The sequence below is a fragment of the Actinomadura terrae genome, from assembly GCF_022751215.1.
Lineage (GTDB): Bacteria > Actinomycetota > Actinomycetes > Streptosporangiales > Streptosporangiaceae > Spirillospora > Spirillospora terrae.
In genome coordinates, this window is the sequence record NZ_JAICDG010000002.1 from 952,926 (window position 1) to 975,448 (window position 22,523).

Here is a 22,523-nt window from a genome sequence, read left to right on the forward strand (position 1 = left end):
ACACCGATGGGCGAATCCTCGTCGGCTGGGGGGAGTCAGCGCGCCTACTCCTCGGGAGGTAGCCGGCCGCGCCCTACTCGGCTCGCAGGTGCGCGCTCAGCCATTGCAGGACCTGCGGCAGGTAGGGACGCCAGTCCGCGAGCGTCCTCAGCTGCGCGGGGATGATGGTCCGGGACGCCCACATCGGCGGCCGGGTGAGCGCGACGAGCCGGTCGGCCTGCCGCTGCTCCTCGCCGCCCGCCGGGGTCGTGGCGAGGACGGCGACGGGCGGCGGCGGCAGGTGCTCCAGCCGCCACAGCAGGTCGTTGTCCTGCCGGTAGACCGCGCTGCCGCCGTAGGGGTCGCCCTTCGCGCCGGGCAGCCCGTAGTGCCGGGGCTTGTGGTGCTTCTTGTGCTTCTTGGGATTCCCCGCCTCCAGCGGCGAGTCGCTCGCGGGCGGCGGCGCGTCGCCCGCGGGCAGCGTCGGCTCGCCCGTCCCGGCCGGGGGCTCGGACTTCGCGGGCGGGCCGGGCGGGTCGAACCGTCCGCCCATGCTCGCGGCGGTCGCGAACCGGTCGGAGTGCAGCATGGCGAGGCGCGCGGCGCACCGTCCGCCCTCGCCCAGCCCGGCCAGGCCCCACCCCTTGCGGGTGAACGGCAACCGGTAGGTGGACGCCAGCGCGGGCGGAAGGTCCTGGGCGAGGAAGGTCTCGGGGAGCCCGCCGCGCCGTCCGGGGGTGTCGACGCAGCCGCGCGGCGCGCCGACCATCACGTAGACCATCGGCTGCGCGGTGCGGTCCCCGGCCGCCTTGTCCGCGGTGGCGGGCAGTCGCGCCTGCTTGATCCACGCCATCGCGGACGGTCCGCCCGACAGCAGCACGATCACCGGCAGCCGCTTCCCCGCGTACGCGGGCTGGAAGTACTGCGGCGGCAGGTACACATACGCCTCGGTGTCGATCCCGCTGCGCGGGCCGCGGATCTCCAGGTGGTCGACCCGTCCGTCCTTGGCCGGGCCCTGCTCGCGGCCCCGGTGCTCCGGCGCGAGGTCGGTGGTCGTGCGGCGCACCAGCTCCGCCGGGCCGGCGCGCCCGCCGCCGGTCGGCTGCACCTGGTTGACCTTCACCTTCGCGACGTCGCTGCCGAACAGGTCGTTCCAGGTCGCGTAGAACACGAAGTACTTGTTCGTGATCAGGACGATGGCCGCCGTCAGCAGCGCCTGCGTCGCGATCAGCACCCCCGTCCGCGACACGAGCGTCTTGGTCCCGGACCCGGCGAGCCGCGGCCACAGCATCACGGCGGCGACCACGCAGGCCAGGGCGACCCCGCACACCAGGAAGAGGAAGGCCCCGCTGACCGGTTCCATGTCACTCCCCCTTCAGGTGGTCGCTGAGCCACCGGATCGAGGGCGGGATGTACTTGCGGAACGTCTTGAAGTTGTGGCCGCCGCTGGGCAGCAGCATCTTGTCCACCACCAGCGGCGGGCGCGCCTCCGCCATGAACCGCTGCGCCGACGGGAACGTCTTCTCGCCCACGTCCGCCGACGCCACCAGCACCGAGATCGGCGGCTGCGGCAGGTTCTTCAGCCGCCAGATCAGGTCGCTGTTGTTCCGCAGCTCCGCGCTGTTCGCGTACAGGTCGCGGGTCGTGGTGTCGAGCAGCGCGTGGAAGTGGCCCGCCATGCTCACCGCCGCCGCGAACCGGTCGGAGTGCAGCATCGCGATCTTCGTCGCGCAGTAGCCGCCGGTGGAGTACCCGGCCACGCCCCAGCCCGCCCGGTCGTGCGCCGTCCGGTAGGTCTCCGAGATCGCCTCCGGGACGTCCTGCGCGAAGAACGTCTCGACCTTCGGCCCGCCCGGGACGTCGGCGCACTCGGTGTCCCACCCCTTCTCGACGGTGGGCCGCATCATCACGTAGATCATCGGCTGGAGCTGCCCGGCCTGCTGCGCCTTCGCGACGTCGGCGGGGATGTGCCCCTTGCTGATCCACACGAACTTGTCCGACGCCGGATAGCCCGCGATGAACATCACCACGGGCAGCCGCTTATTCGCGTACTCGGGCTGGAAGTACTGCGGCGGCAGGTACACGAACGCGTCCGACGTGAGCCCCGTGCGGATGCCGCGGATGTCGAGGTGCTCCACCTGCCCGTCCCGCTCGGGGACGCGGCCGTGCCCGAGCGCGGGCCCGAGACTCGCCCGCACCGTCCGGACGACCTGCGACGCCGCCGCCGCGTTCGGGTTGGGCGGCGGCCGGTCGCGCAGCTCCTGGGCCTTGCCGCCCGCCGCGCCCGCGAGGTCGGCCCACGACCCGTAGAACAGGTAGTAGCTGTTCAGCGACGTCACCAGCGTGAGCAGCACGGCGAGCTGGCAGCCGACCAGGATCAGCACGCGGGCGCCCACCGGGCGCGCGCCGGACGAGGCGACCCGTGGCCACGCCCACACGGTCACGGCCATCAGGCCGGACGTGATGAATATCAGCAGACCGAGCAGCCCCCAGCTCGTCAGTCCCACTGCCGTCTCCCCTTTTGCCGAAGGCACATCCACCCGGAGGTGCGTAAGGAGCGATCGAGCACGAATACGGCGCGATCACGTTGGGCGTTCAGCGGTTGCGGGCAACCGTGAACAGCGGGGTAAGGCAGGCCGCGCTCAAAACGGCCGGCACGCGGCAGAAATGCCGCGGCAAATCAGGCGAAGACGCCGTGCCCGCTCTTCAGCCGGTCCATCGAACGGGGAGCCGCTCGAAGCCGTGACGGGCGCTTGACCGCAATAGTACCGGTTCTCCGGCGGGACGAACACGCCCAGGCCGGTCCAAAAGCGCGACCAGCAGGGCCCGCAGATGGACCCGCGCCAGCGCCGCCCCGGTACACGCCCGCTCGCCATAGCCGAAGCTCAGATGCGGTCGGACGCGCTGCTCCCGCAGCCGCCGCCGCGCCGCCCGGGACGACTTCCCCCCGACCGCGACGCCCCGGAACCGGTCGGCGACGAACCGTCCCGGCTCGGCGAACACCGCGTCGTCATGGTTGGCGGACGCGAGCCACAACGCGACCCGCTCCCCGGCGAGCAGCGGCACCCCGCCGATCACGGTGCCGCGCCGCACCGTCCGCCATACCTGGATCACCGGCGTCCACCAGCGCAGCATCTCCTCGACGGCGCTGTCGAGCAGCCCGTCGTCCGACCTGCGCTCGCGCAGCCGCTCGTACTGCCCGGGATGGCGCAGCAGCGCGTGCACGCCCCCGGCGAGGGTGTTGCGCAGCATCTCGGGGAGCCCGGTGAGGACGTCCCCGACGAAGTCGACGGGCGCCTCGTCCGGCATCCGGTCGAGCATGGCCCGCGCCGGAGGCTCCAGGTCGATGGCCGAGGCCTCCTCGGGGACGGCGTGAAGCTCGCCATCCGTCTCCGGGGTGAACAACGACGGATGCGCCAGCGCGTGCCGGACGTCCTCGTAGCGCAGCACGGCCCACGCGCCCGGGAAGTCGGAGAGCCGCCCGTCCAGCCAGACCACGGGGGTGCGCGCCCGCAGCCGTTCCAGCCGGTCGTAGGGGACGCCGCGCGCGTAGGTCTCCGGGCAGTCGAGGACCTCGGCATCGGAGATGGGCAACGCGCCTCGGCGCTGAGGCATGGGAAACCTCCTCCCTCAAGCGGACGCTAACGCGTCCGGGGCAGACCCGGTATGTCCGGTTTCGGCCGCCTCCGGGTCTGGACGCGAGTGCCGAAGCGGTTGCCCAGCGCAGCGAAGCACCCTGGATTGTGTTAGATTTCCCCTGCTAGTCGGGGGTTTGAAGGGGTGCGCGGGTTGAATCGCAAGAAGCTCGGCCTGTTGGCCGTCGCGTTTGTTCTGACCATCGCTCTGATGGAGGTCCTGGCGCTCAAGCTGGGCTCGATGGATTTTCTGGCGCCGCAGAAGAAACCGGCGATCGCCGACCACCGCTAAAACGCTCCGCTAACCGCCGTCCGCCCCATGTCTCACGCGGACGGCCCCGTTGAGCACGGCGTCAATCCGATCCGCCGCAGCCTCCGGATCGTCGCAGGGCGCAAGAAGCCCATGCCGCTCCTCCGGCCCATCGATCCGGTAGTAGGCCCAGGTCCGTCCGGGCGCCGCGTGGACGATCATCACGACCTTGAGCCGCTCGTCCGGCCGGGGAGTGCACACCCACAACAGCAGGGGCCGGGTAGGAAACTGCTCGGCCCGATACAGCTTGAGGCACCGGTAACCCCTTTTTCCGAGCGCGTGGGCGAGCAGATCCAGATGCCCGATGGCAGCAGCCCGCCCCCAAGGAACCTGGAGCGCCCTCCTCAAACGGCGCAGCGCGCCCATACGATCTTCCCCTCCTCGTTCAGCGGCCGGACACCCCAGTCATGGACGAGCGCGGCCACCAAGTGCAGCCCACGCCCACAGAGGTCATGAAGCCTGGCGGCCCGAATCACAGGCATCCCGGGCCCCTGATCCCAGACCTCGATCCTCGCGAGCCCGTGCCCCTCTTCCGGGACGACCCGGACAACGATGTGCCCGAATCCCACGTGCTTGTAGCTATTGGTAACCAATTCGGTGACCACAAGCCGCCCGACATGATCGTCGGCAACCCCGATCTCCCGAAACCGCGCCCCCACAAACCGCCGCGCACACGCAGCCGCAAGATCGGAAGGCACGAGAACAAGAGCCGAAGGCTCTGGCACAAGAGCTATCGCTGGCATCGGAAACCCCCCTCCAGCGTGGGTGGCAAAGATGATCTCGGACGAAGTCCTCATCACAAGCCGGACCATCCCGCCCAAAATCACTCTGTGTTGTCGATCGGTCACCATCAAGCCATAAGGCGGCGTAGGATCTCCGGAGAGCAGCGAAGGAGCCACATTCGGGTAGCGGCTACTGGCGCGCTATTAGCAGGTGAGGGAGATCTTGTATGTCTCCAAGTAGCAGCGACGGACCGAAGATCGACCCTGAACTGTTGGGCTTCGGGAGCGAGGTCAAGCGCTTCCGGGAGGCGAGTGGCCTCAGTCAGGGTGAGCTCGCCCAAGCCGTCAACGTCGCGCGGTCATACGTCAGCCATGTCGAGTGCGGTCGCACCAAGTGCCGCCGGGACTTCGCTGTACGCCTCGACCAGGCACTCAACGCTGGAGGCGCGATCGTCGAGGCATGGGACGATCTCCTGGAGAAGATCAAACAGATCCGATACCCGACCCACTTTCTGGCCTTCCCCAAGGTAGAAGCGCTGGCAGATCAGTTGCGGGTGTATGAGAGTCACCTGGTCTATGGACTGTTCCAGACCGAGGCGTATGCTCGTGTCCTGCTCGTCGATGATGAGGCGGTTGCTGCCAGGATCAGACGTCAGAGCCTACTCACTAGGATTCCTCGGCCGATGATCAGTGTGGTTTTGGAGGAGAGCATCCTGTACCGCCAGGTCGGATCGAAGGAGGTCATGCGGGAGCAGTTCGACTTCTTGGTCGAGTTGTCTCGGCGGGAGGGAATCTTCTTGCAGATTGCGAAAACCGCCCACTATCGAGGGACCCGAGCCTCGTTTCACATCGCCACACAACCTGACCGTAGCGAGATCGCGTACGTCGTCAAGGCGACCGGTGGTGAGACGACACGCGACCCGGCGGAACTCTCAAGGATGAGCGCCGTGATGCATACGCTCAATGCGCAGGCGCTGAACACGGAAGATTCTCGAACGCTAATCAATAAGGTGGTTAGAGAAAGATGGACCTGAGTGTTGCGGTTTGGCGGAAGGCGTCGCGGAGTCACGAGGACGGAGATGCCTGTGTGGAAGTGGCAAATTTGGCTGAGTTTGTCACCGTCCGCGACAGCAAGGATCCCGAAGGCCCCAAGCTTATCTTGAGCCGGGACGACTTCCGCCGCTTCGCCTACGTCCTCAAGGAGGCCTGATGGACCTGAGCAACGCGACATGGCGTAAGGCTTCGCGCAGTACGGCGGAGAACGACAACTGTGTTGAGGTCGCAGGTGTGGCTGGGGTTGTTGCCGTTCGCGACAGCCAGGATCCGGACGGGCCGAAGGTGGTGTTGAGCCGTGGCGAATTCCGGACCCTGGCCGAGGCATTGAAGGACGTCTAGCCAGGGATGAGTGATGGCCGCCGGGTCGGTGGTGTGGGCGTATCCGGTGGCATGGCCAGATAGTCCCAGGGCCCGGTGGGCGCTGGGCCTGGTGGCCGCGCGGGAGTGCCGGCAGCGCGGCTGCGAGCACGGCCGATCGATCGAATGCGCGGGAGACCCGGCCGATCTGATGGCCGCCATGCCCGGGGACATCAGCGTCCACCCCGACCCGGTCGTGGGAGCCGGGCGTGAACAGCGGCCAGTCCTTCGTGGGTGGCTTGGACGCACGAGCAAATCAGCCGCAGGGTGGGTGCACCATGCCGACTTCGGCGGAGCGGACGTCCCCGGAAACGCCAGGTTCATTAAGGCGACCTTCCTCGACCACGCCCTTGGCCACGCGGTCTCTCGATATGAGAACGCACCAGCCCCACTAGGGCCCTAGGGCCCTAGTTGGCAGATCCAAGCGACCGTATTGTCACGAGACAGGGCCCAACGGGGCCAGGTAGCCGTGTTCATAGTGTTGACATGGAGGGAAAATGCGTCGATACATCATGGCAGGCGGTCTGCTTGTCGGTTCGCTTGCCGCATTGACACTGCCGGCGATACCGGGCAGCGCCAGCACCCGCGCTCAAACCACTGCGACGGAAAAAGTGGGGGCGGCCAAATCTCTGCGTTCATCGATCGTCTCCATCGCTCGCTCGGAACTCGGCCAGCAGGAGCGGCCCCCCGGAAGCAACTGCACCAAGTACGGGCCGTGCGAGGTTTGGTGCGGATACTTCACCATGTGGGTGAACAAGATGGCGGGCGCGCCGTACATCAGCAGCGGCCATGTTCCGACTATCCGCAGTTGGGCGCTCAGCGTGGGAAATGCCCACCTACCTCAGAACGCCAAGAAGGGTGATCTGATCTTCTGGGACCCAGACATCATCCAATGGCATAACGGGATCGTCGTATCAGTATCGGCCGACAAGAAAAAAATCCGAGTCATCTCGGGAAACGTCGGAGAAGCCGTGGTGGAGAAGACTTACAAGCGACAGACGTTTGATGTCGCGATCAGTGTTGTTCCGTAGGGGGCTTCGTCAAAGTGAACGCTCGGGCCGCGGCAGCGACGCGCTCGACCCGGCCACCTCGGTGAGCCATTGGAGAAGGTCGCAGGTGTGGCTGGGGTCGTCGGCGTTCGCGACAGCCAGGATCCGGACGGGCCGAAGGTGGTGTTGAGCCGGGGCGGGTTCCGGACCCTGGCCGAAGCGTTGAAGGACGTCTAGCGCCGCGCTCGGACCGTTAGCGGCCGGGGCCGGGACCGCAGACGATCTTGCCGGAAATGGTGTAGCCGGCGGCCTCAGGCTTGAGGGCGGTAACTCTCCAGTCGCTCTGGCTGATGGTGTGAGGCTTGCTGGATCTCAGGGAAGCGCCCGCGGTGAACGTGACACCGATGCTGCTCACCCCTGCCGGGCAGGCCCAGAGGGGTCCCCGGTCGTTGGTATGGGAACTCTCCCATTGGTCGAGCCAGTAAGAGCTGCCGTCATAGGCGGTAGCGCAGATCGTATAGACGTCGACTTCGACGGTATCGGCCTTGGTCTGGATGCCCCTCGCGCTGGCGTAGGTGATTTTGCTGGACTGGTTCATCCATATGTCGCTACCGGTCAGCGCCGCGCTGGGGCCCTTGGCTTCGCCGCCGACGTTCACCATGTACTCGTACGGGTAGTTGGCGATTGCGCAGGTCTGCCCAACGCCTCCTCCGCTGGGGACGGTCGCCGACTTTTTGATGATCCTGTAACCGGGTGACGGGGTGGCGCACATGGCGTACGCGGTCATCTCGAAGGGTGAGGCGTCCTCGGTGGTGGGGCGGGCCTTGATCAGCCAACCGGTGTCGGCGATGGGGTAGGAGGCGGCCACGGTGTGCTGAATGGGGAGGTCGAAACCGCCTCCCAGGGGCTGCTTGCCCGGGGGGCAGTGGGCGATCAGGGCCTTGTAAGGCGAGACCTTCCCGGTTTCTTGCACCATTTGCAGGTCGGAAACGCGATGCGGGGCGGGGGCGGCCGTGGAGGGGGCGTTCGAAGCCCCGGCGGGCGACGCACCGGCGATGGCTGTGGCGACCATCAAGGCGAGTGCGGCGGCCAGGGCGCGGCTGCGCGCTAAGAGGCGGGTGTGGGAGCGTCGGGACGGCAAAACGGGCTCCTTTCCGTGAAGGCACCGCTACCGGATCCCGCTGGGAGGACCCGGTGGGCGGTGAGCATCTCACCGCCCACCCGCGCCGCCAAGACCCCGCGATTTCTGGCTTTCACCGCCCTCCGCCTCGCCCGGTTACGGCCCCCGGGAAGTCGCTTTGACGTGCGGAAACTTCGCCATGACGCCCTCGCGGAGGCAGTCCGAAACCGCCGCCGTCCCGAGCACACCGACAGAGCAGGGCCGCCTCGCTCGGCCTCGCCCGTGCTGGCCCATGGTGGTCAGGGGCGAACGGAGCGTGGGCGGTGTGCGTCACAGTTCTGACTGACGCCCCCCGCCTCCGATTCGCGCGGAGGGGACATGATTGTTCTCGGCAGGCTGGCTCCGTTACTGCTGCTGTCTGGGTGCGGTTTCGTCGGCGGCGTGAGTTATCAGCCGCCCATGCTGCCGCTGGTGTTCAGCATCGACCAGGACGGAATGTTCGCCGTGAAGATAGGCGGCAGCGTCGCCACCCCGATCGGGCGGTTCGGCATCGACGGCGGGCTCAAGGAGGCGGGCAAGCACGAGATGGTGATCGGGCTGTCGCGGGACGGGCAGCTGGGCGAGCAGAGATTCCTCCTCAAAGGGCGGACGAGCGTCGCCGTCTGCTCGGACGGTCCGTCCATCACCTACGTGACGGCGGGCGCGGTGCGGGTGACCGTACGCCGTGCCGCGACCACGGTGCGGCTGGTGCAGGCGAACCGCGTCGCGCAGGACTGCGCGGGAACCCCGCAGGCTGAGACCGTGCCGGGCGGCGGGTCCGGGTCGAGGATCGTCCCGCAGATCCAGACGCCCACCCGACGACTGGACCCGGCCGCGTTCGCCACGGTCGAGTTCAGGCTAGGGGGCGGCCTGTACCGGATGGCACTCGCGGACACTCCCCAGAAGATTTCCCTGGGAATGCTCGGCTGGACGAGGAGCGACCTCGGCGGACGGGACGGAATGCTGTACCGGTATCCGGGCCCGACCTATGGATCGCACATCATCGTGGGTTACACATTCACCACCGACCTGCTGTTCTTCGATTCCGCCGGGAGGCTTGTCCACGGGTTCACGGGACAGCCGTGCATGGTGGGGTCGCCCTCCTGCCAGCAGTACGACCCCGGCTTTCCGTTCTCGTACGTCATCGAGGCGCCCAACGGGAGCCTGCCGATCCTGCCCTTGGGAACCCTGCTGAGCTTCTAGGCCATGCCCCATCCCCAGGCTGTGGATAAGTCTCACAGGCGTCTCGCGAAGAGAGGTGGTTCAGGGGTTGATGGCGTGCTCGGTGAATTGTCCGCAAGGGCGGAAACCCAGGCGGCGGTAGACCGGTTCGCCATCTGCTGACGCCTGCAAGACCGCGACGCGGTGACCGCCGTCCCGGGCCGTGCGGAGTGCGGCGAGCGTAATAGCGCCTCCATAGCCGCGTCGGCGGTGGGCGGCCAGCGTGCAGATGTTGTATATCCCGGCGACCCCCGCGTGATGGAGCACTTCGGCCGAACAGACCGGACGGCCCTCCACATACCCGACCAGGTACCGGGCCGGGCAATGCGCGGCCAGAGCCTGCGGTGCGGCCTGGGCGAAGAATCGCCGGACGGTGTCAGCCGGCGGGTCCCAGTTCGCGGCGAGCACCATGGCGTAGTCGGCGAGCTGCTCAGGCGTCGTCACCTTTCGGACGTCCAGCCCTTCGACAGCGGACAACGGCGGGGTGTCGTCCAACTCGGCCCACATCGCCGTCTCACATTCGGACGCGGGCAGACCGGCCTCCGTCAACCGGACGCTGAGGTCCGGTGGCGTCGAGGTAGGCCCCACCCACCAGGAGAACGGGCGGCCGGTGTGAGCCAGCGTCCGAATGGTCTCGGTTATACGTGCCGACGCGGTGACGACGGCGAAGCGAGCCAGGGCGACGATATTGAAGGTGTCGTCGTCCAGGCCGCTGTCGGCGACCAGGAGGTCACCGGTCTCCGCGACGCTAGCCCCGGCCATGCTCCGATGCAGGTGACAGGCGTGTTCCGCCAGATTCCGTTCCATCCTGTCCGCCAGGTCGGCGTCGTCGAAGTCACGGACATCCATAGCGAACGATCCCAGCACGGCCAGCCAGGACACGCACGTGTTTTTACTCTGCCCTCAACAATGTGGCGCTGGTGACCACAACACCCGCCGCTGCCCAGGCCGCCTGATCGACTCGCCTGGCCGTCGCCCGCAGCCCATGCACAGGTCGCGACCGAGGTTGGCAGGAAGCGCGGACGACTTCACGCCGACTCGCCGGGTCAGACACGTGATAGTCACGTGCCCGGGTGTAACGCCGTCCCACCCCTATCACTCATTGTGATCGCAAGATCGCTATATGCAATCTATGGGGGATCGCACCCCCGACCAAGGAGAGCCCACATGCGGAACCTCATCCTCGCCACGGCAATGGCCGTCGGCGCAATGGCGCCGGTCGCCCTGCCCGCCGCGGCACACGCGGCTCCCCCGCCCGGCCCCATCGTCCACCAGTCGACGGCCACCTACATCATCCAGGCGCCCAGCGCCGACCAGCCGCCGACCACTCCCACCGACCAGCCCCCGAGCGCGGCCCAGCCCCCGAGCACTCCCACCGACCAGCCGCCCAGCGCCGCTCAGCCGCCGAGCACCCCCACGGACCAGGCGCCCAGCGCCGCTCAGCCGCCGAGCGCCACGACCGACCAGCCGCCCGGCGCCACGGCCGAGGAGCCGACCGGGGACGACGCCCCGGACGGAAGGCCGGGTTCCTGACGCTGGCCTTCCGCTCAGGCGCACCACGTCAACACCCGCCGCGCACAGGCTCCCGGAGCGCGGCGGGTGTTGACGTCTGCCGGCGATGCCCACGCACGTGAAAGTGCCTTTTGTAGGCCCTCGCTTACTCACTCATGATGGTGTTACGCACTCCTGGTGAGGTGAGGAAGATGGTCGAGCAGGCGGCACGATGCGAGGGGTCGCAGTTCGTCATCGAGAGTTCGAGTTCTGCTCCGACGCCTTGGCCGCGGCCTTGGCTCGGCCCACTCCGGTCAGTTCGCTGGCGGCCCGGTTGCCCGCGATCTCGCTGTGATGGGTGGCGGCCCACTCCGCCATCGCCATCACCGCGTCGATCAGCGACCGGCCCAGGTCCGTCAGCTCGTATTCCACCCGCGGCGGGACCTCGGCGTACGCGGTCCGGGTGACCAGGCCGTCGCGCTCCAGATGCTTGAGCGTCTGGGTCAGCATCCGCTGGGAGATCCCGGGGATGCTCGCCTGCAAGTCGGAGTAGCGCAGCGATCCGGCGCCCAGGGTGCTGACGGTCAACATCGTCCACTTGTCGCCGATGCGGTCGAGCACCTCACGGATGAAGGCGCCGTCCTCCGGCCACGCCTGGCACGGTCCGCTGATCTGTCGCGTTGACGCCATCCCCATTACCTCTCATCCGTCTGCAACCGCACTACCAGTATGTAACGCCCACGTCATACCGCAAAGCAACGGAGATGATCACTATGAACGCACACGACACCGTCGTCGTCGGCGCGGGTCCGGTCGGGCTGTGGACGGCGGCGGAGCTGGCCCTGGGCGGTGGGCGACCGCTGGTCCTGGAACGGGCCGAGCGGCGCAGCCCGCACTCGAAGGCGCTCGCCGTCCACCCGCGCACGATCGAGGTACTGGCGATGCGCGGGCGGGAACAGGCCTTTCTCGACGGCGGACTGCCCGTGCCGGACGGGCACTTCGGCATGCTGCCCGCTCGCCTGGACTTCCGAGGATTGGACACGCCGTTCCCGTTCGTCCTCGCGCACCCGCAACGGCGTACCGAGGAACTGCTCGAACAACACGCCCTGGCCCTCGGGGTGGTGATCCGGCGCGGGCACCAGGTGTCCGGACTGAGCCAGGACGAACAGGGCGTGACGCTGCGAGTCGCCGGGCCGGACGGCGAGTACGAGATCACCGCCGACCACGTGGTCGGGGCGGACGGCGCGGGCAGCACCGTGCGCCACGCGGCGGGCATCGACTTCCCCGGCACCGACTCGACCGTCTTCGGCTTCCTCGGCGACGTCGAGCTGGCCGACCCGCCGGAGCGGCCGGGCTCCTGGCACAACGAACACGGCGCGCTGATCGTGGTCCCGCTCCCCGGCGGGCGCTACCGCGTCACCGGGTCCGCCCCGTCAGACCCCGCGCCGACCCTGGAGTCCCTGCGGGAGACGACGAAGCGGATCGCGGGCACGGACTTCGGCCTGCACTCCCCGGTGTGGCTGTCCCGCTTCGGCAACGCGACCCGGCTCGCGGCGGAGTACCGGAAGGGCCGGGTGTTCCTGGCGGGCGACGCCGCGCACATGAACTTCCCGGCGGGCGGCGTCGGGCTGAACGTGGGAGTGCAGGACGCGATGAACCTGGGCTGGAAGCTGGCCGCCGTCCAGCGGGGCCGGGCCGACGCGGCCCTGCTGGACACCTACCACCCGGAGCGCCACCCCGTCGGCGTGGCCTTGGGCGAACACACCAAGGCCCAGACCGCCCTGATCGCCGCCACCACCGAGGAGGGCCGGTCCCTGCGCCGGTTCATGGCGGACCTGCTGCGCGCCCATCCCGACGTGGCGACCGCGCTGGCCGCCACGCTGACCGCGCTGGACGTGCGCTATCCGGGCACCCACCCCCTGGTGGGCCGGCGCCTCCCGGCCACCCGCGAGCAACTGCACCTGTTGCGCGAGGGCCGCCCGGTGCTGCTGGCCCAGGAGACCGACCCGGCGTTGAAGGACCTGGCCACGAGCGCGGACCTCCAGCTGTACGAGACCGAGCTGCCCTGGTCCACGGCCGCCGTACTGATGCGCCCGGACGGCCACGTATGGGCCGCCGGGGACACCGCCGAACAGTTGGCGGACGCCATGGCGGAACTTCCCCTCGCCTGACTAAAGCGGCGGCGATCAAGCCCTATCGGTGCCGGAGAATGCGAAGCCGGTAATCGGTTTCTGCCGAGCCGAACTTCGAATCGAAATTGACTTGCTGTTTGCCCTGGCCGGAATGTGAGGGGCGGGGCGCACGGGTAGCGGTATCGATGAAAGCCTGCCGAACCGCCGGCCGCGGGGCCTGGGCATGGATGCGGAGGAACGGGAGCCAAGGACACGGTCGAGGGGAGCACCTACACCTGGCCCAAGCTCGCCCCGGAGGCGTACACGGCCACGCTCAAGCAGCCGCCGCTGAGCAAGCAGCCCCCGAAGAAGGGCGTGATCGGAAGCGCCGCGTTCTCCGTTCTCAACGCGAGCGGCTACATCTACAACAAGGTCCCCTCGGCGCCCGGCAACCATGCGAAGGTGTCGGACAACCTGTATCCGGGCTACCTGTCGGAGTTCAACTATCTCGTCGAGGGCGACGATGCCGTACGGGACCTGCTCAAGACATATTGGGATCCGATATGGAAGTACTCCGGGAAGAACGCCGTAAAGGCATAGCCGCTAATATTGATCCGTGTCTGCGATGTCTTCACGGGTCGAACTGCGTCCGCTCACTCTTGGTGATGAGGAGGAGTTCTGCTCGCTTGCACGGGCCAGTACCGAGCTGCACCGGCCCTGGATGCGGCTTCCCGTCGGCGGGCCGGAGTTCCGGGATTGGATGCGCCGCTTCGAGGACGGCACCAACCTGGGGTTTCTGGTGCGGATCCGGGAGAGCGGTGCCGCCGCCGGGATGGTCAACATCAACTCGATCATTCGCGGCCGCTACCAGGGCGCGGCTCTCGGATATGCCGCGTTCGCCCCGTCCGCCGGGCGGGGGTACATGAGCGAGGCCCTCGCCGCCACCCTGCGCCATGCCTTCGACGACCTCCGGCTCCACCGGCTGGAGGCCAATATCCAGTCGGGGAACAAGGCGTCGCTGGCGCTGGTCCAACGCCTCGGCTTCCGGTACGAGGGCCTTTCCCCCTCCTACCTCTACATCGACGGCGCCTGGCGCGACCATGAGCGCTGGGCCATCACGGCCCCGTCTCCCTGGACGCCGGACCCGTCCCTTCCCGAGGTCTGAGCACCGGCCCGGTCATGACCGGGTTCGCAAATCCGCGGCCGTCCGTGGTCAACGGGTACCGGTCCCCGGCGCGTGTCACCTCGTGTCGCAGAGGGCGTGGTTCGTCAGGGCGACGAAGGCCCTGGTCTGGCGGATCGCGTTGTCCGGGTCGGTGACGTCCTCGGTCGACCAGGACGTCACCACACTGCGGCGGCCGTCCTCGGTGACGCCGTTGTCGTTGCCCCAGCCCGGGTCGGAGCCGCTGTTGCTCCAATAGCTTCCGCCGCATTTCAGCGGGATGTTCATGATGCCCAGGCCATAGGTGGCACCGGGGAAGACTCTCTGGACGCTTTCATCGGTGTTGACGGTGTGCTGCATTTCCTTGAGTTGCGCCTTCGGGAGCAGCCGTCCGCCGATGAGGGCGCGGAAGAAGGTGTTGAGGTCGGCGGTGGTGGTGACGAGCCCGCCCGAGGCGTCCACGTTGACGGTGCGGGTGACGTCGACCAGCGGGCCGCCGGGTTCGAAGCGTTTGTAGGCGGTGGCGTGGGGGCGGGGCAACTCGGGGGAGCGGCCGGGCCAGCTGGATTCCCGCAGGTCGAGCGGCTTGAAGACGCGGTTCTCGACCTCGCGGTACCAGGGGTCGCCGGTGGCCTTCTCGATGATCATTCCGAGAATGACGTAGCCGGTGTTGGCGTAGCTCCAGCCCTTGCCCGGCTCGAACAGGCGTCTGTGCCGCATCGCGTTCGCGACGATCCGCTCGGGCGGGGTGGGCCGGAAGCGCGTCCGCTCGAACTCCTCGGCGGTCTGGGGCTGCGGATAGTCGACATCGTCGATTCCGCTGGTGTGCTGGAGAAGATGCCGGATGGTGATCGTGCGTCCGTCGTTGTCGCTGCCCTGGACGACGCCGGGCAGCCATTTCTCCGCCGTGTCCTCCAGCGAGAGCGTCCCTTCCGCTACCAGTTGCAGGACGACGGTCGCGGTGAACGTCTTGGTGGTGCTGCCCATCCGGAAATGGCCCCGGGTGGAGACGGGCCTCGGGCGGCTTATGTCGGAGACGCCGCTCCGCGCGGTGCGCTGGGTGCCGTCCGGGGCGACGGTTCGGGTCTGGGCGCCGGTGTCGCCGAGCGCGACCAGGGCGTCGAGGTCGCGTTGCAATCGTCCGTGGTCGTTCGCCGTGGCCGGGGCCGCGAGGCCCACGACCAGCGTGGCGGTCAAGGCGGTGGCCGACCATGGGCGCCGGAATACTGAAGTCATGGCTGTGAACGCTAGGACGCCGATCCGGGGGCGAATATGGAGCCATCCGGAGCATCGGGGTAGGGGCAACCCCCGGGGTGAATGGCCTGGAAATAAGGGCGCCGAATGGCTCTACTGGTCGGCGGGCGGGGTCCGTAGCGTGGCGGCGGTGACCAACCCACTGCTGTTCTTCCTGGCGGCGCTCACGCTCGTCGCCATTCCCGGGCCCAACCACCTGTACATCACCACCCGCAGCATCGGGGAGGGACGTCGCGCCGGGTTCATGTCCGCGTTCGGGGTTGAGACCGGCACGCTCGTGCATGTCGCGGCAGCGGCGGCGGGATTGTCGGCGGTCGTCGCCGCGTCCGCGACCGCGTTCGGGATTCTGCGGTACGCGGGCGCCGCGTACCTGCTCTATTTGGCCGTTCGGACGTTGCGCGGCGGGGACGGCCACGAGGAGATCCGGCTGAAGCCGCAGCCGCTGCACCGCGTCTATCTGGACGGCGTTCTCGTCAACGTCCTCAACCCGAAGGTCGTGCTGTTCTTCCTGGCCTTCCTGCCGCAGTTCGTCGACCAGGACGCGGGGGCCGTCCCGGCGCAGATCGTGGTGCTCGGGCTCGTGCTCACGCTGATCGGGCTCACCGTCGACCTGATCTACGCGGCGGCGGCCGGGTCGATCGGCGGGTGGCTGCGGTCGCGGCCCGCGTTCCGGCGCCGCCAGCGGTACGCGACGGGGATCATCTATCTCGGGCTCGGCGCCGCCACCGTCCTCGCGGGCCCGTCCACCCGCCGGACCTGAGCCGTTCCCGGGGCGTTCCGGCGGCCGATTGACCGCGCCCGCGCCCGGCCCCTACGGTGATCCGCATGACGAGCGAGCCCGGGCGGGAGCGGGTTCTGGACGCGGCGACCCGGCTGTTCGCGGCCCTCGGCTACGACGGCACGTCCACACGGATGATCGCCGAGGCGGCGGGGCTCAACATCGCCTGCTACACGGGCGGCAAACGCGACCTCTACCTGGCCGTCATGGAGCGCGCCCACGTGATGGAGCGATCGGCGCTGGAGGCGGCGGTCGCGGACATGACCCCCGACGCGGCCGGTGTCCTCGGCCTGCTGGACCGCTATATCGACTTCTGCGTGGCGCACCCCGAGATCCCCGCGCTGTGGATGCACCGCTGGCTGTCGGACGCCGCCGACGTCGCCCACCTGGAGGCCCTCTACGTCCGGCCGCTCATGCGGATGGTCACCGGCGCCGTCGACGGCCTCCTCGGCGAAGGCGCCGACGTCGAGTACCTCGCGTGGACGATCGTCTGGTGCACGCACGGCTTCGCGCGCGGCGGCGTCCTGGACGGCGACGGCCGCCGCCACGGCATCGACGACCCGCACGAGCTGGCCCGTTTTCGCGCCCACCTGCGCGGCCTCGTCGCCACCGCGCTCCGGCAGGAGCCGGTCATTCCGTCCGAGCGCGATGCCTGACGGCGAGCGGATCGGCGGTCAGCTGAGGCGGGTCAGCCGTTTCAGCGGGGACGGCGCGTCCAGTGGGCCGCCGAGGACGAGCGGTACCCGCGCCGCGCCCGCGGTCAGCACGCCGACCTTGTCGCCGCGCTTCCCCGTGGTCGGCGGGTCGCCGCCGACCACCACCGGCACCGAGAGCCCGGGCCACCCCACCACGGTCACGGCGGACGCGGCGCGCGCCGGGACGCCGCCGCCGAGCCCGTCGTCGATCTTCGCCACGGCGGCGTTCGCGGGCGCCAGCGTCGCGGCCGTCAGCGCGCCCTCCGCCGCCGCGACCAGCTGCTGGCCCGCCGTCACCGCGCCCATCGCGCTCGGCGACCGCTGCGCCATCACTGCGCCCACGATCAGCGTCGGCACGCCCCCGACCCGCTTGCGCGCGGCGAAAACGAAGTTGCCGCCCGCCGCGTCGGTGTAGCCGGTCTTGCCGCCGACCACGCCGTACTGGCCGAGCAGGATGTTCCCGCCCGGACGCGGCGCGCCGCCGCCGTCGGGCACGTAGGCGGGATGGTTGACGATCTCGCCGAACGCGGGGACGCGCATCGCGGCGCTCAGCAGTTTCACCTGGTCGGCGGCGGTGCTCACGGTGCGCGAGTCGTAGCCGCTCGGATCGGTGTAGGTCGTGCTGGTCATGCCGAGCCCGCGCGCGGTCGCGTTCATCTTCGCCACGAACGCGCGCTCGTCCCCGGCGTCCCAGCGCGCCAGCTCGTGCGCCACGTCGTTGGCCGAGATGATCATCAGGGCCTCCAGGGCCTTGCGCTGGGTGAGCCGCTGGTTCGCGGTCACCCCGAGCAACGACTCCTGGCGCTGCCTGCGCATCGGGATCTGCGCCGCCGCCTGCGGCGACACCGTCAGCATCGGGCCGGGCTCGCCCGTGCGCAGCGGATGGTCGCGCAGGTAGACGTAGGCGGTCATCACCTTGGCGACGCTCGCGGTCGGGGTGGGCGCGGAACCACCGGACGCGCCCATCGTCCCGAGCCCCTCCACGTGCACGACCGACTGCCCCTGTGCGGGCCACGGCAGCGCCGGTGCCGCCCCGGGGAAGGTGTGGGTAGACGCGGACAGGGTCATCTTCAGCGTCGGGTCGGGCGCGGGCCGGATGAGCTGACCTGCCACGACACCCGCGACCAGGACCGCCGCAGCCAGGGCGATGATCAGGACGCGCCGCTTCCGCCGGGGGCGCCGCTCGGCCACCGGCGGCGTCGTTACCGGTGTTTCGCGGAGCGGCACGGGCTGTGGCGCCGGGACCAGGGCCGAGGACGGCGGCGCCGGTTCGGGTTCGGCTGTTTCCCAGGGCACCGTCCACTGCCCGGACGACCGCGTTCCGGGCGCGGGCGGCGCGGGCGGCGCGGGCTGCGGGGGCGGCGCGGGCGGAGTGGACGGCGCGGACGGCGGGGGCGCGGCCTCCCAGGGGCCCTGCGGCACGTCCGCCGGAGCGCCGGGCGGTTCGGGCGGCGGCGCGGCGGGCGTTTCCGGCCTCGGCGCGGCGGGTGTTTCGGGCCTCGGCTCCTCCCGCGTCTGCTGGGAGGACATGTCGAAGACGGTCGCATCCGGATTCCGCCGGACGGAGATGTCCGGACGGGTCAGCGAGGCGGCCTTCTTCCGCTCCCGCTCGGCGCGGATCTCCTCGTCCTCCTCCGGCTCCGACTCCGGCTCTGCTTCCGGTGTTTCGGACGGCTCGGACGCCTCGGCGGGCGGCTCAGGTGGCTTGGGCAGCGCGAACTCGGCGGTGTTCATGCGGTCCGGGCTGTCCGTACTGTCGGGACCCTCGGCCTGCTCGGCCGTCTCCGGTTCCCGCTGGGCGTCGTCCACGGCACGACCCTCCTCGACTCGGTGTCCTGACACGTGGACAGGACGGTCGCGGGCAGCGCGCCCCCACGCCGTCGACCCGTGCACCCTGAAGGATGCGCAGTTTAGCTGGAAGGTTCACTTCGTTACGCATTAGTGATCATGAGACGGCGGTTCCGCCGTGAACCGGGACGCGGCGTCGCGGAGATACACCGGCGAACACAAGTCCCCACGGAAGGCCGGTTCGCATGCCATGGTGTCAGCGATGACAGCACCTCCGGCCGGTATCCCCGTCACCGGCGCGGCCGCGGGCCCGGTCTGCGACGCCGACCTGGTCGCCCGCTCGCTGGAGGAGCCGGAGGCGTTCGCCGCGCTGTTCGACCGCTACTCGGCGATGCTGTACCGCTACGTCTCGCGCAGGATCGGCCCGGAGGCCGCCGAGGACCTCGTCGGCGACACGTTCCTGACCGCCTTCAGCAAGCGGCACCGCTACGACCTCGCCCACCGGGACGCGCGGCCGTGGCTGTTCGGCATCGCGACGAAGCTGGTCGCGCGGCATCACCGCGCCGAGGCCGTGCGGTACCGAGCGCTGCGCCGCAGTCCGGTGGACGGCCCGGAGGAGGGCCTGGCCGAGCGGGTGGCGGAGGGGGTGACGGCCTTCGCGGCGCGCCCGCTGCTGGCCGAGGCGCTGGCCGGGCTGCCGCGCCGCGACCGGGACGTGCTGCTGCTGATCGCCTGGGGCGACCTGAGCTACGAGGAGGTCGCGCAGGCCCTGCGGATACCGATCGGCACCGTCCGCTCGCGGCTCAACCGCGCCCGGCGCAAGGTGCGCGGCGTGCTCGGCGACACCAACCCCATGCACGAGGAGGAGTAGCGGTGGACGATCTCGAACTGCTGCGCGGCCTCGGCCGGGAACTGGAGCACGAGCCGCCCGCGTCGCTCGTCCGGCAGCGGCGGCGCCTGCTGGACGCGGCGGACGGCAGCCGCGCCACGTCCATCCGGCGCGGACGGCCCCGGCAGCCGCGCGGCCCCGCCCGCTGGAGCCTGATCGGCGCGGTCGCGGTCGTGACGGCCGCGCTCGTCCTCGTCCCGGCCGTGCTGCTGCGCGGCGGCGAGGGGTCGGTGCTCGGCGGCGCCAAGCAGCTCGCGTTCGGGACGGGCAAGACCCTCAACGTCCTGCTCGTCGGCTCGGACTCGCGCGGCTCCGGCCCGGCGCGCTCGGACACGCTCGTTCTCGTCCACCTGCCCGCAGACCGCAAGGACGTGCGCGCGGTGAGCATCCCCCGGGACACGCTGGTGCGTATGCCGTCCTGCAAGGTCGACGGCGGGAAAGTCATTCCGCCTCGTGTGGCTGCGGTGAACTCGGCGTTCTCGCTGGGCGTCGCATGCACGCACCGCACGGTGGAGTCGGTGACGGGCGTCCAGGTCGACACCAGCGTCGTGGTCGACTTCAGGGGGTTCGCGCAGCTGGTGGACGTGCTCGGCGGCGTCGAGATCACGATCCCCCGGGGCGCCGTGGACACGAAGTCGGGCCTGGCGCTGCGCGCGGGGAAGCAGCGGCTCGACGGGCGGCAGGCGCTCGCCTACGCCAGGGCCCGGCACGGCCTCGGGGACGGTTCGGACCTGTCCCGGATCGGGCGCCAGCAGAGGCTCATGGCCGCGATCCTGAAGGAGTCGAGGGAGCAGCGGCTGCGCAACCCCGCCGCGTACGCGAAGTTCCTGGCCGTCGCGGCGCGGTCGGTCTCGACGTATCCGCGGATGGACGTCGGCGCGCTGGAGGCCGTCGCGCGCGGCATGGAGAAGACGGGCCCGGACGCGGTGCGCTTCTCGACCGTCCCGGTGCGGCCCGCGCCGCAGGACGTGAACCGGCTCGCCCTCGACAGCGCCGCGGCCGAGCAACTCTTCGCCGAGTTCAGAAAATAGCCGCCGATGAGTGATCCCTTCTTCGTCGGGTAGGGCCCGAGCCGTCCCCAGGGCCAGGAGAGCGACCCGCAAGGAGTGAGGCATGGCCACGAAGATCCGCGACATCATGACCGGTTCCCCGACGTCGGTGTCCCCGGAACTCGACATCGTCACGGTGGCGCGGGCGATGCGCGACGAGGACATCGGCGCCGTCCTGGTCGCGGAGGGCGACGAGCTGCGCGGACTCGTCACCGACCGCGACCTGGTGGTGCGCGGCCTGGCCGCCGACGGCGACCCCCGCCAGGCCAAGATCGGCGGCATCACCAGCAGCGTCACCGCGACGATCGGCCCGGACGACTCCCCGCAGAAGGCCGCGCAGATCATGCGCGAGCGGTCGGTCCGGCGGCTCCCGGTGCTGGAGGACGGCCGTCCGGTCGGCATCGTCTCGATCGGCGACCTCGCGGTCGAGGAGGACTCCGGCTCGGCGCTGGCCGACATCAGCGCCGCCCGCCCCAACCGCTGACCTCACCCCGCCCCCCTGACCCCGCCCGACCCGCCGACCCCCGGCCGGTCGGCCGAGCCCAGGCGGTCGACCGAGTCCGGACGGTCGGTGGGGTCGGGCGGTCAGCGAGCAGTCAGCGGGGGAGGGCCGACATCAAGAGGTCGAGCTCCTCCTCCGTGTTGTAGTAGTGGACGGACGCCCGCACCGCCGACGCCAGCGCCCGGGGGTCATACCCGTGCGCGCGCGGGCTCGTGGTGTTGACGTTGACGCCGCGTTCCCGCGCCGCCTTCTTCACGGCCGCCGCCTCGTGGCCGTCCACGGTGAAGGTGACGATGCCCGACGGGCGCTCGCCCCTGTCCAGGACGGTGACCCCGGAGCGCGCGGCGAGCCGTTCCCGCAATGCGTCCGCGAGCGTGAGCACCCGCTCCTGGATCGCCTCGATGCCCAGCTCGGACGCGTAGTCCGCCGCGACGCCCAGGCCGATCTGGCCCGCCATGTAGCGCTCCCACGTCTCGAAGCGCCGCGCGTCGCCGCGGACCTCGTAGTCGTCCGGCGCCTTCCAGGTCGCCGCGTGCAGGTCCAGGAACGGTGGCTCCAGCGTCGCGATCAGCTCCCGCCGCACATAGAGGAACCCCGTTCCGCGCGGCCCGCGCAGATACTTGCGGCCGGTCGCGGACATCATGTCGCAGCCGATCTCCTCCACGTCCACGCTGATCTGCCCCACCGACTGGCAGGCGTCCAGTAGATAGAGGACGCCGTGCTGGCGGCACAGCCGTCCGACGGCGGCGGCCGGGTTCACCAGCCCGTTGTGCGTGGGGACGTGGTTGATCGACACCAGCCGGACGTCGCCGCGCGCCAGTTCGGCGCTCAGCGCGTCCAGCGACAGCACGCCGTCCCGCCCGTCGGGGAGGACCTCCACCTTGACGCCCTTCGCGGCCGCGACGTGCTGGTAGGCGATCGCGTTGCTGGAGTACTCGCTCGTCGTGGTGAGGATGCGGTCGCCCGCCGCGAACGGGATCGCGTAGAACGCCATGTCCCAGCCCCGGGTCGCGTTCTCCACGTAGGCGATCTCGTCCGGACGGGCCCCGATCAGCCCCGCCACCGCCTCGTAGAACCGCTCGATCGCCGCCGCGTTCCGCTCGGCCGCCTCGTAGCCGCCGATGGTCGACTCCAGCGCGAGATGCTCCGCCACCGCCTCGATCACGGGACGTGGGGGCAGCGCCGCCCCCGCGTTGTTGAGATGGGCCACGTTCGCGCAGCCAGGGGTGTCCTTGCGCGCCGCGCCGATGTCCACATGATGCCCTTCGTCGAAGATCGTCTATCGATCCTGTCGTACCCATGTGGGAGGTTGTGCACGGCCGGCGAGTTGACCTCAATCTTTGTTGAGGTTCCAAGCTGTTCTTGGCGAGATCCTC

The 22,523-nt window shown here is 69.8% G+C and carries 27 protein-coding genes; 16 read left to right on the forward strand and 11 right to left on the reverse strand.

Going from position 1 to position 22,523, the window contains the following annotated elements; genetic code table 11:
- Window positions 1-73 precede the first annotated feature (73 nt).
- From K2F47_RS14420 to K2F47_RS14430, 3 genes are all read right to left on the reverse strand, one after another.
- Window positions 74-1,342, reverse strand: a complete 1,269-nt coding sequence (locus tag K2F47_RS14420; RefSeq protein ID WP_242903360.1) for an alpha/beta hydrolase — start codon at window positions 1,340-1,342, stop codon at window positions 74-76.
- Window position 1,343: 1 nt separating this feature from the next.
- Complete coding sequence (locus K2F47_RS14425; RefSeq protein WP_242903361.1) at window positions 1,344-2,486, reverse strand: alpha/beta hydrolase; 1,143 nt, start codon at window positions 2,484-2,486, stop codon at window positions 1,344-1,346.
- A gap of 199 nt (window positions 2,487-2,685) precedes the next feature.
- A complete protein-coding gene (locus K2F47_RS14430) occupies window positions 2,686-3,594 on the reverse strand; it encodes a cytochrome P450 (RefSeq protein ID WP_242903362.1) in 909 nt (302 codons plus the stop codon).
- 174 nt (window positions 3,595-3,768) lie between these two features.
- Here K2F47_RS14430 and K2F47_RS14435 point away from each other — a divergent pair, with 174 nt between their 5' ends.
- Window positions 3,769-3,906: a hypothetical protein gene (locus K2F47_RS14435; protein ID WP_242903363.1), complete on the forward strand. Its 138-nt coding sequence runs from the start codon at window positions 3,769-3,771 to the stop codon at window positions 3,904-3,906.
- Window positions 3,907-3,915: 9 nt separating this feature from the next.
- On the opposite strand, the gene K2F47_RS14440 is transcribed toward K2F47_RS14435, so the two are convergent.
- Window positions 3,916-4,290 (reverse strand): hypothetical protein, encoded by a 375-nt coding sequence (locus K2F47_RS14440; protein WP_242903364.1) that lies wholly within the window; start codon window positions 4,288-4,290, stop codon window positions 3,916-3,918.
- Window positions 4,269-4,736, reverse strand: coding sequence for an ATP-binding protein (locus tag K2F47_RS14445; protein WP_242903365.1), 468 nt, complete (start codon window positions 4,734-4,736; stop codon window positions 4,269-4,271). The genes K2F47_RS14440 and K2F47_RS14445 overlap by 22 nt, the downstream gene beginning before the upstream one ends.
- Window positions 4,737-4,873: 137 nt before the next feature.
- Between K2F47_RS14445 and K2F47_RS14450 the strand changes: the two genes are divergently transcribed.
- The 5 genes from K2F47_RS14450 to K2F47_RS14470 all read left to right on the forward strand — a co-directional run bounded on the left by K2F47_RS14450 (window position 4,874) and on the right by K2F47_RS14470 (window position 7,285).
- A complete protein-coding gene (locus K2F47_RS14450; protein ID WP_242903366.1) occupies window positions 4,874-5,680 on the forward strand; it encodes a helix-turn-helix domain-containing protein in 807 nt (268 codons plus the stop codon).
- Window positions 5,671-5,856, forward strand: coding sequence for a DUF397 domain-containing protein (locus tag K2F47_RS14455; protein WP_242903367.1), 186 nt, complete (start codon window positions 5,671-5,673; stop codon window positions 5,854-5,856). Before K2F47_RS14450 ends, K2F47_RS14455 begins: the two co-directional genes overlap by 10 nt.
- The gene (locus tag K2F47_RS14460) at window positions 5,856-6,041 is read left to right on the forward strand and encodes a DUF397 domain-containing protein (protein ID WP_242903368.1); all 186 of its coding nucleotides are present in this window, start codon (window positions 5,856-5,858) and stop codon (window positions 6,039-6,041) included. Before K2F47_RS14455 ends, K2F47_RS14460 begins: the two co-directional genes overlap by 1 nt.
- Window positions 6,042-6,556: 515 nt before the next feature.
- The gene (locus K2F47_RS14465) at window positions 6,557-7,090 is read left to right on the forward strand and encodes a hypothetical protein (RefSeq protein WP_242903369.1); all 534 of its coding nucleotides are present in this window, start codon (window positions 6,557-6,559) and stop codon (window positions 7,088-7,090) included.
- A gap of 87 nt (window positions 7,091-7,177) precedes the next feature.
- Window positions 7,178-7,285: a DUF397 domain-containing protein gene (locus K2F47_RS14470; RefSeq protein WP_242903370.1), complete on the forward strand. Its 108-nt coding sequence runs from the start codon at window positions 7,178-7,180 to the stop codon at window positions 7,283-7,285.
- 16 nt (window positions 7,286-7,301) lie between these two features.
- Here K2F47_RS14470 and K2F47_RS14475 read toward each other — a convergent pair whose 3' ends face one another.
- Complete coding sequence (locus K2F47_RS14475) at window positions 7,302-8,120, reverse strand: hypothetical protein (protein ID WP_242903371.1); 819 nt, start codon at window positions 8,118-8,120, stop codon at window positions 7,302-7,304.
- A 489-nt stretch (window positions 8,121-8,609) separates the two neighbouring features.
- On the opposite strand from K2F47_RS14475, the gene K2F47_RS41370 reads away from it, so the two are divergent.
- A complete protein-coding gene (locus tag K2F47_RS41370) occupies window positions 8,610-9,410 on the forward strand; it encodes a DUF192 domain-containing protein (RefSeq protein WP_242903372.1) in 801 nt (266 codons plus the stop codon).
- A gap of 60 nt (window positions 9,411-9,470) precedes the next feature.
- Here the strand turns inward: K2F47_RS41370 and K2F47_RS14485 are convergent, their stop codons facing one another.
- A complete protein-coding gene (locus tag K2F47_RS14485) occupies window positions 9,471-10,310 on the reverse strand; it encodes a GNAT family N-acetyltransferase (RefSeq protein WP_242903373.1) in 840 nt (279 codons plus the stop codon).
- 285 nt (window positions 10,311-10,595) lie between these two features.
- On the opposite strand from K2F47_RS14485, the gene K2F47_RS14490 reads away from it, so the two are divergent.
- Window positions 10,596-10,961 (forward strand): hypothetical protein, encoded by a 366-nt coding sequence (locus tag K2F47_RS14490; RefSeq protein WP_242903374.1) that lies wholly within the window; start codon window positions 10,596-10,598, stop codon window positions 10,959-10,961.
- 210 nt (window positions 10,962-11,171) lie between these two features.
- Here the strand turns inward: K2F47_RS14490 and K2F47_RS14495 are convergent, their stop codons facing one another.
- Window positions 11,172-11,609 carry a winged helix-turn-helix transcriptional regulator gene (locus tag K2F47_RS14495; RefSeq protein ID WP_242903375.1) on the reverse strand — a complete coding sequence of 146 codons (438 nt, stop codon included), beginning with the start codon at window positions 11,607-11,609 and terminating at the stop codon, window positions 11,172-11,174.
- Window positions 11,610-11,692: 83 nt separating this feature from the next.
- Between K2F47_RS14495 and K2F47_RS14500 the strand changes: the two genes are divergently transcribed.
- The 3 genes from K2F47_RS14500 (at window position 11,693) to K2F47_RS14510 (ending at window position 14,195) form a co-directional block, all read left to right on the forward strand.
- Window positions 11,693-13,090: an FAD-dependent monooxygenase gene (locus K2F47_RS14500; RefSeq protein ID WP_242903376.1), complete on the forward strand. Its 1,398-nt coding sequence runs from the start codon at window positions 11,693-11,695 to the stop codon at window positions 13,088-13,090.
- Between the two features lie 315 nt (window positions 13,091-13,405).
- Window positions 13,406-13,630, forward strand: coding sequence for a phospholipase D-like domain-containing protein (locus tag K2F47_RS14505; protein WP_242903377.1), 225 nt, complete (start codon window positions 13,406-13,408; stop codon window positions 13,628-13,630).
- Between the two features lie 25 nt (window positions 13,631-13,655).
- The gene (locus K2F47_RS14510) at window positions 13,656-14,195 is read left to right on the forward strand and encodes a GNAT family N-acetyltransferase (protein WP_242905971.1); all 540 of its coding nucleotides are present in this window, start codon (window positions 13,656-13,658) and stop codon (window positions 14,193-14,195) included.
- Window positions 14,196-14,270: 75 nt separating this feature from the next.
- Here K2F47_RS14510 and K2F47_RS14515 read toward each other — a convergent pair whose 3' ends face one another.
- Window positions 14,271-15,428 carry a serine hydrolase domain-containing protein gene (locus K2F47_RS14515; protein ID WP_242903378.1) on the reverse strand — a complete coding sequence of 386 codons (1,158 nt, stop codon included), beginning with the start codon at window positions 15,426-15,428 and terminating at the stop codon, window positions 14,271-14,273.
- Between the two features lie 148 nt (window positions 15,429-15,576).
- On the opposite strand from K2F47_RS14515, the gene K2F47_RS14520 reads away from it, so the two are divergent.
- Both K2F47_RS14520 and K2F47_RS14525 read left to right on the forward strand, forming a co-directional pair.
- Window positions 15,577-16,206, forward strand: coding sequence for a LysE family translocator (locus tag K2F47_RS14520; RefSeq protein WP_242903379.1), 630 nt, complete (start codon window positions 15,577-15,579; stop codon window positions 16,204-16,206).
- 65 nt (window positions 16,207-16,271) lie between these two features.
- Window positions 16,272-16,880, forward strand: coding sequence for a TetR/AcrR family transcriptional regulator (locus K2F47_RS14525; protein WP_242903380.1), 609 nt, complete (start codon window positions 16,272-16,274; stop codon window positions 16,878-16,880).
- A gap of 18 nt (window positions 16,881-16,898) precedes the next feature.
- On the opposite strand, the gene K2F47_RS41375 is transcribed toward K2F47_RS14525, so the two are convergent.
- Complete coding sequence (locus K2F47_RS41375; RefSeq protein WP_242903381.1) at window positions 16,899-18,728, reverse strand: D-alanyl-D-alanine carboxypeptidase family protein; 1,830 nt, start codon at window positions 18,726-18,728, stop codon at window positions 16,899-16,901.
- Window positions 18,729-18,969: 241 nt separating this feature from the next.
- Here K2F47_RS41375 and K2F47_RS14535 point away from each other — a divergent pair, with 241 nt between their 5' ends.
- From K2F47_RS14535 to K2F47_RS14545, 3 genes are all read left to right on the forward strand, one after another.
- Window positions 18,970-19,578 (forward strand): RNA polymerase sigma factor, encoded by a 609-nt coding sequence (locus tag K2F47_RS14535; protein WP_242903382.1) that lies wholly within the window; start codon window positions 18,970-18,972, stop codon window positions 19,576-19,578.
- A gap of 2 nt (window positions 19,579-19,580) precedes the next feature.
- Window positions 19,581-20,627, forward strand: coding sequence for an LCP family protein (locus tag K2F47_RS14540; RefSeq protein WP_242903383.1), 1,047 nt, complete (start codon window positions 19,581-19,583; stop codon window positions 20,625-20,627).
- Window positions 20,628-20,709: 82 nt separating this feature from the next.
- The gene (locus tag K2F47_RS14545; protein ID WP_242903384.1) at window positions 20,710-21,129 is read left to right on the forward strand and encodes a CBS domain-containing protein; all 420 of its coding nucleotides are present in this window, start codon (window positions 20,710-20,712) and stop codon (window positions 21,127-21,129) included.
- 112 nt (window positions 21,130-21,241) lie between these two features.
- Here the strand turns inward: K2F47_RS14545 and K2F47_RS14550 are convergent, their stop codons facing one another.
- A complete protein-coding gene (locus K2F47_RS14550) occupies window positions 21,242-22,402 on the reverse strand; it encodes an aminotransferase class V-fold PLP-dependent enzyme (protein ID WP_242903385.1) in 1,161 nt (386 codons plus the stop codon).
- Window positions 22,403-22,523: the final 121 nt, after the last annotated feature.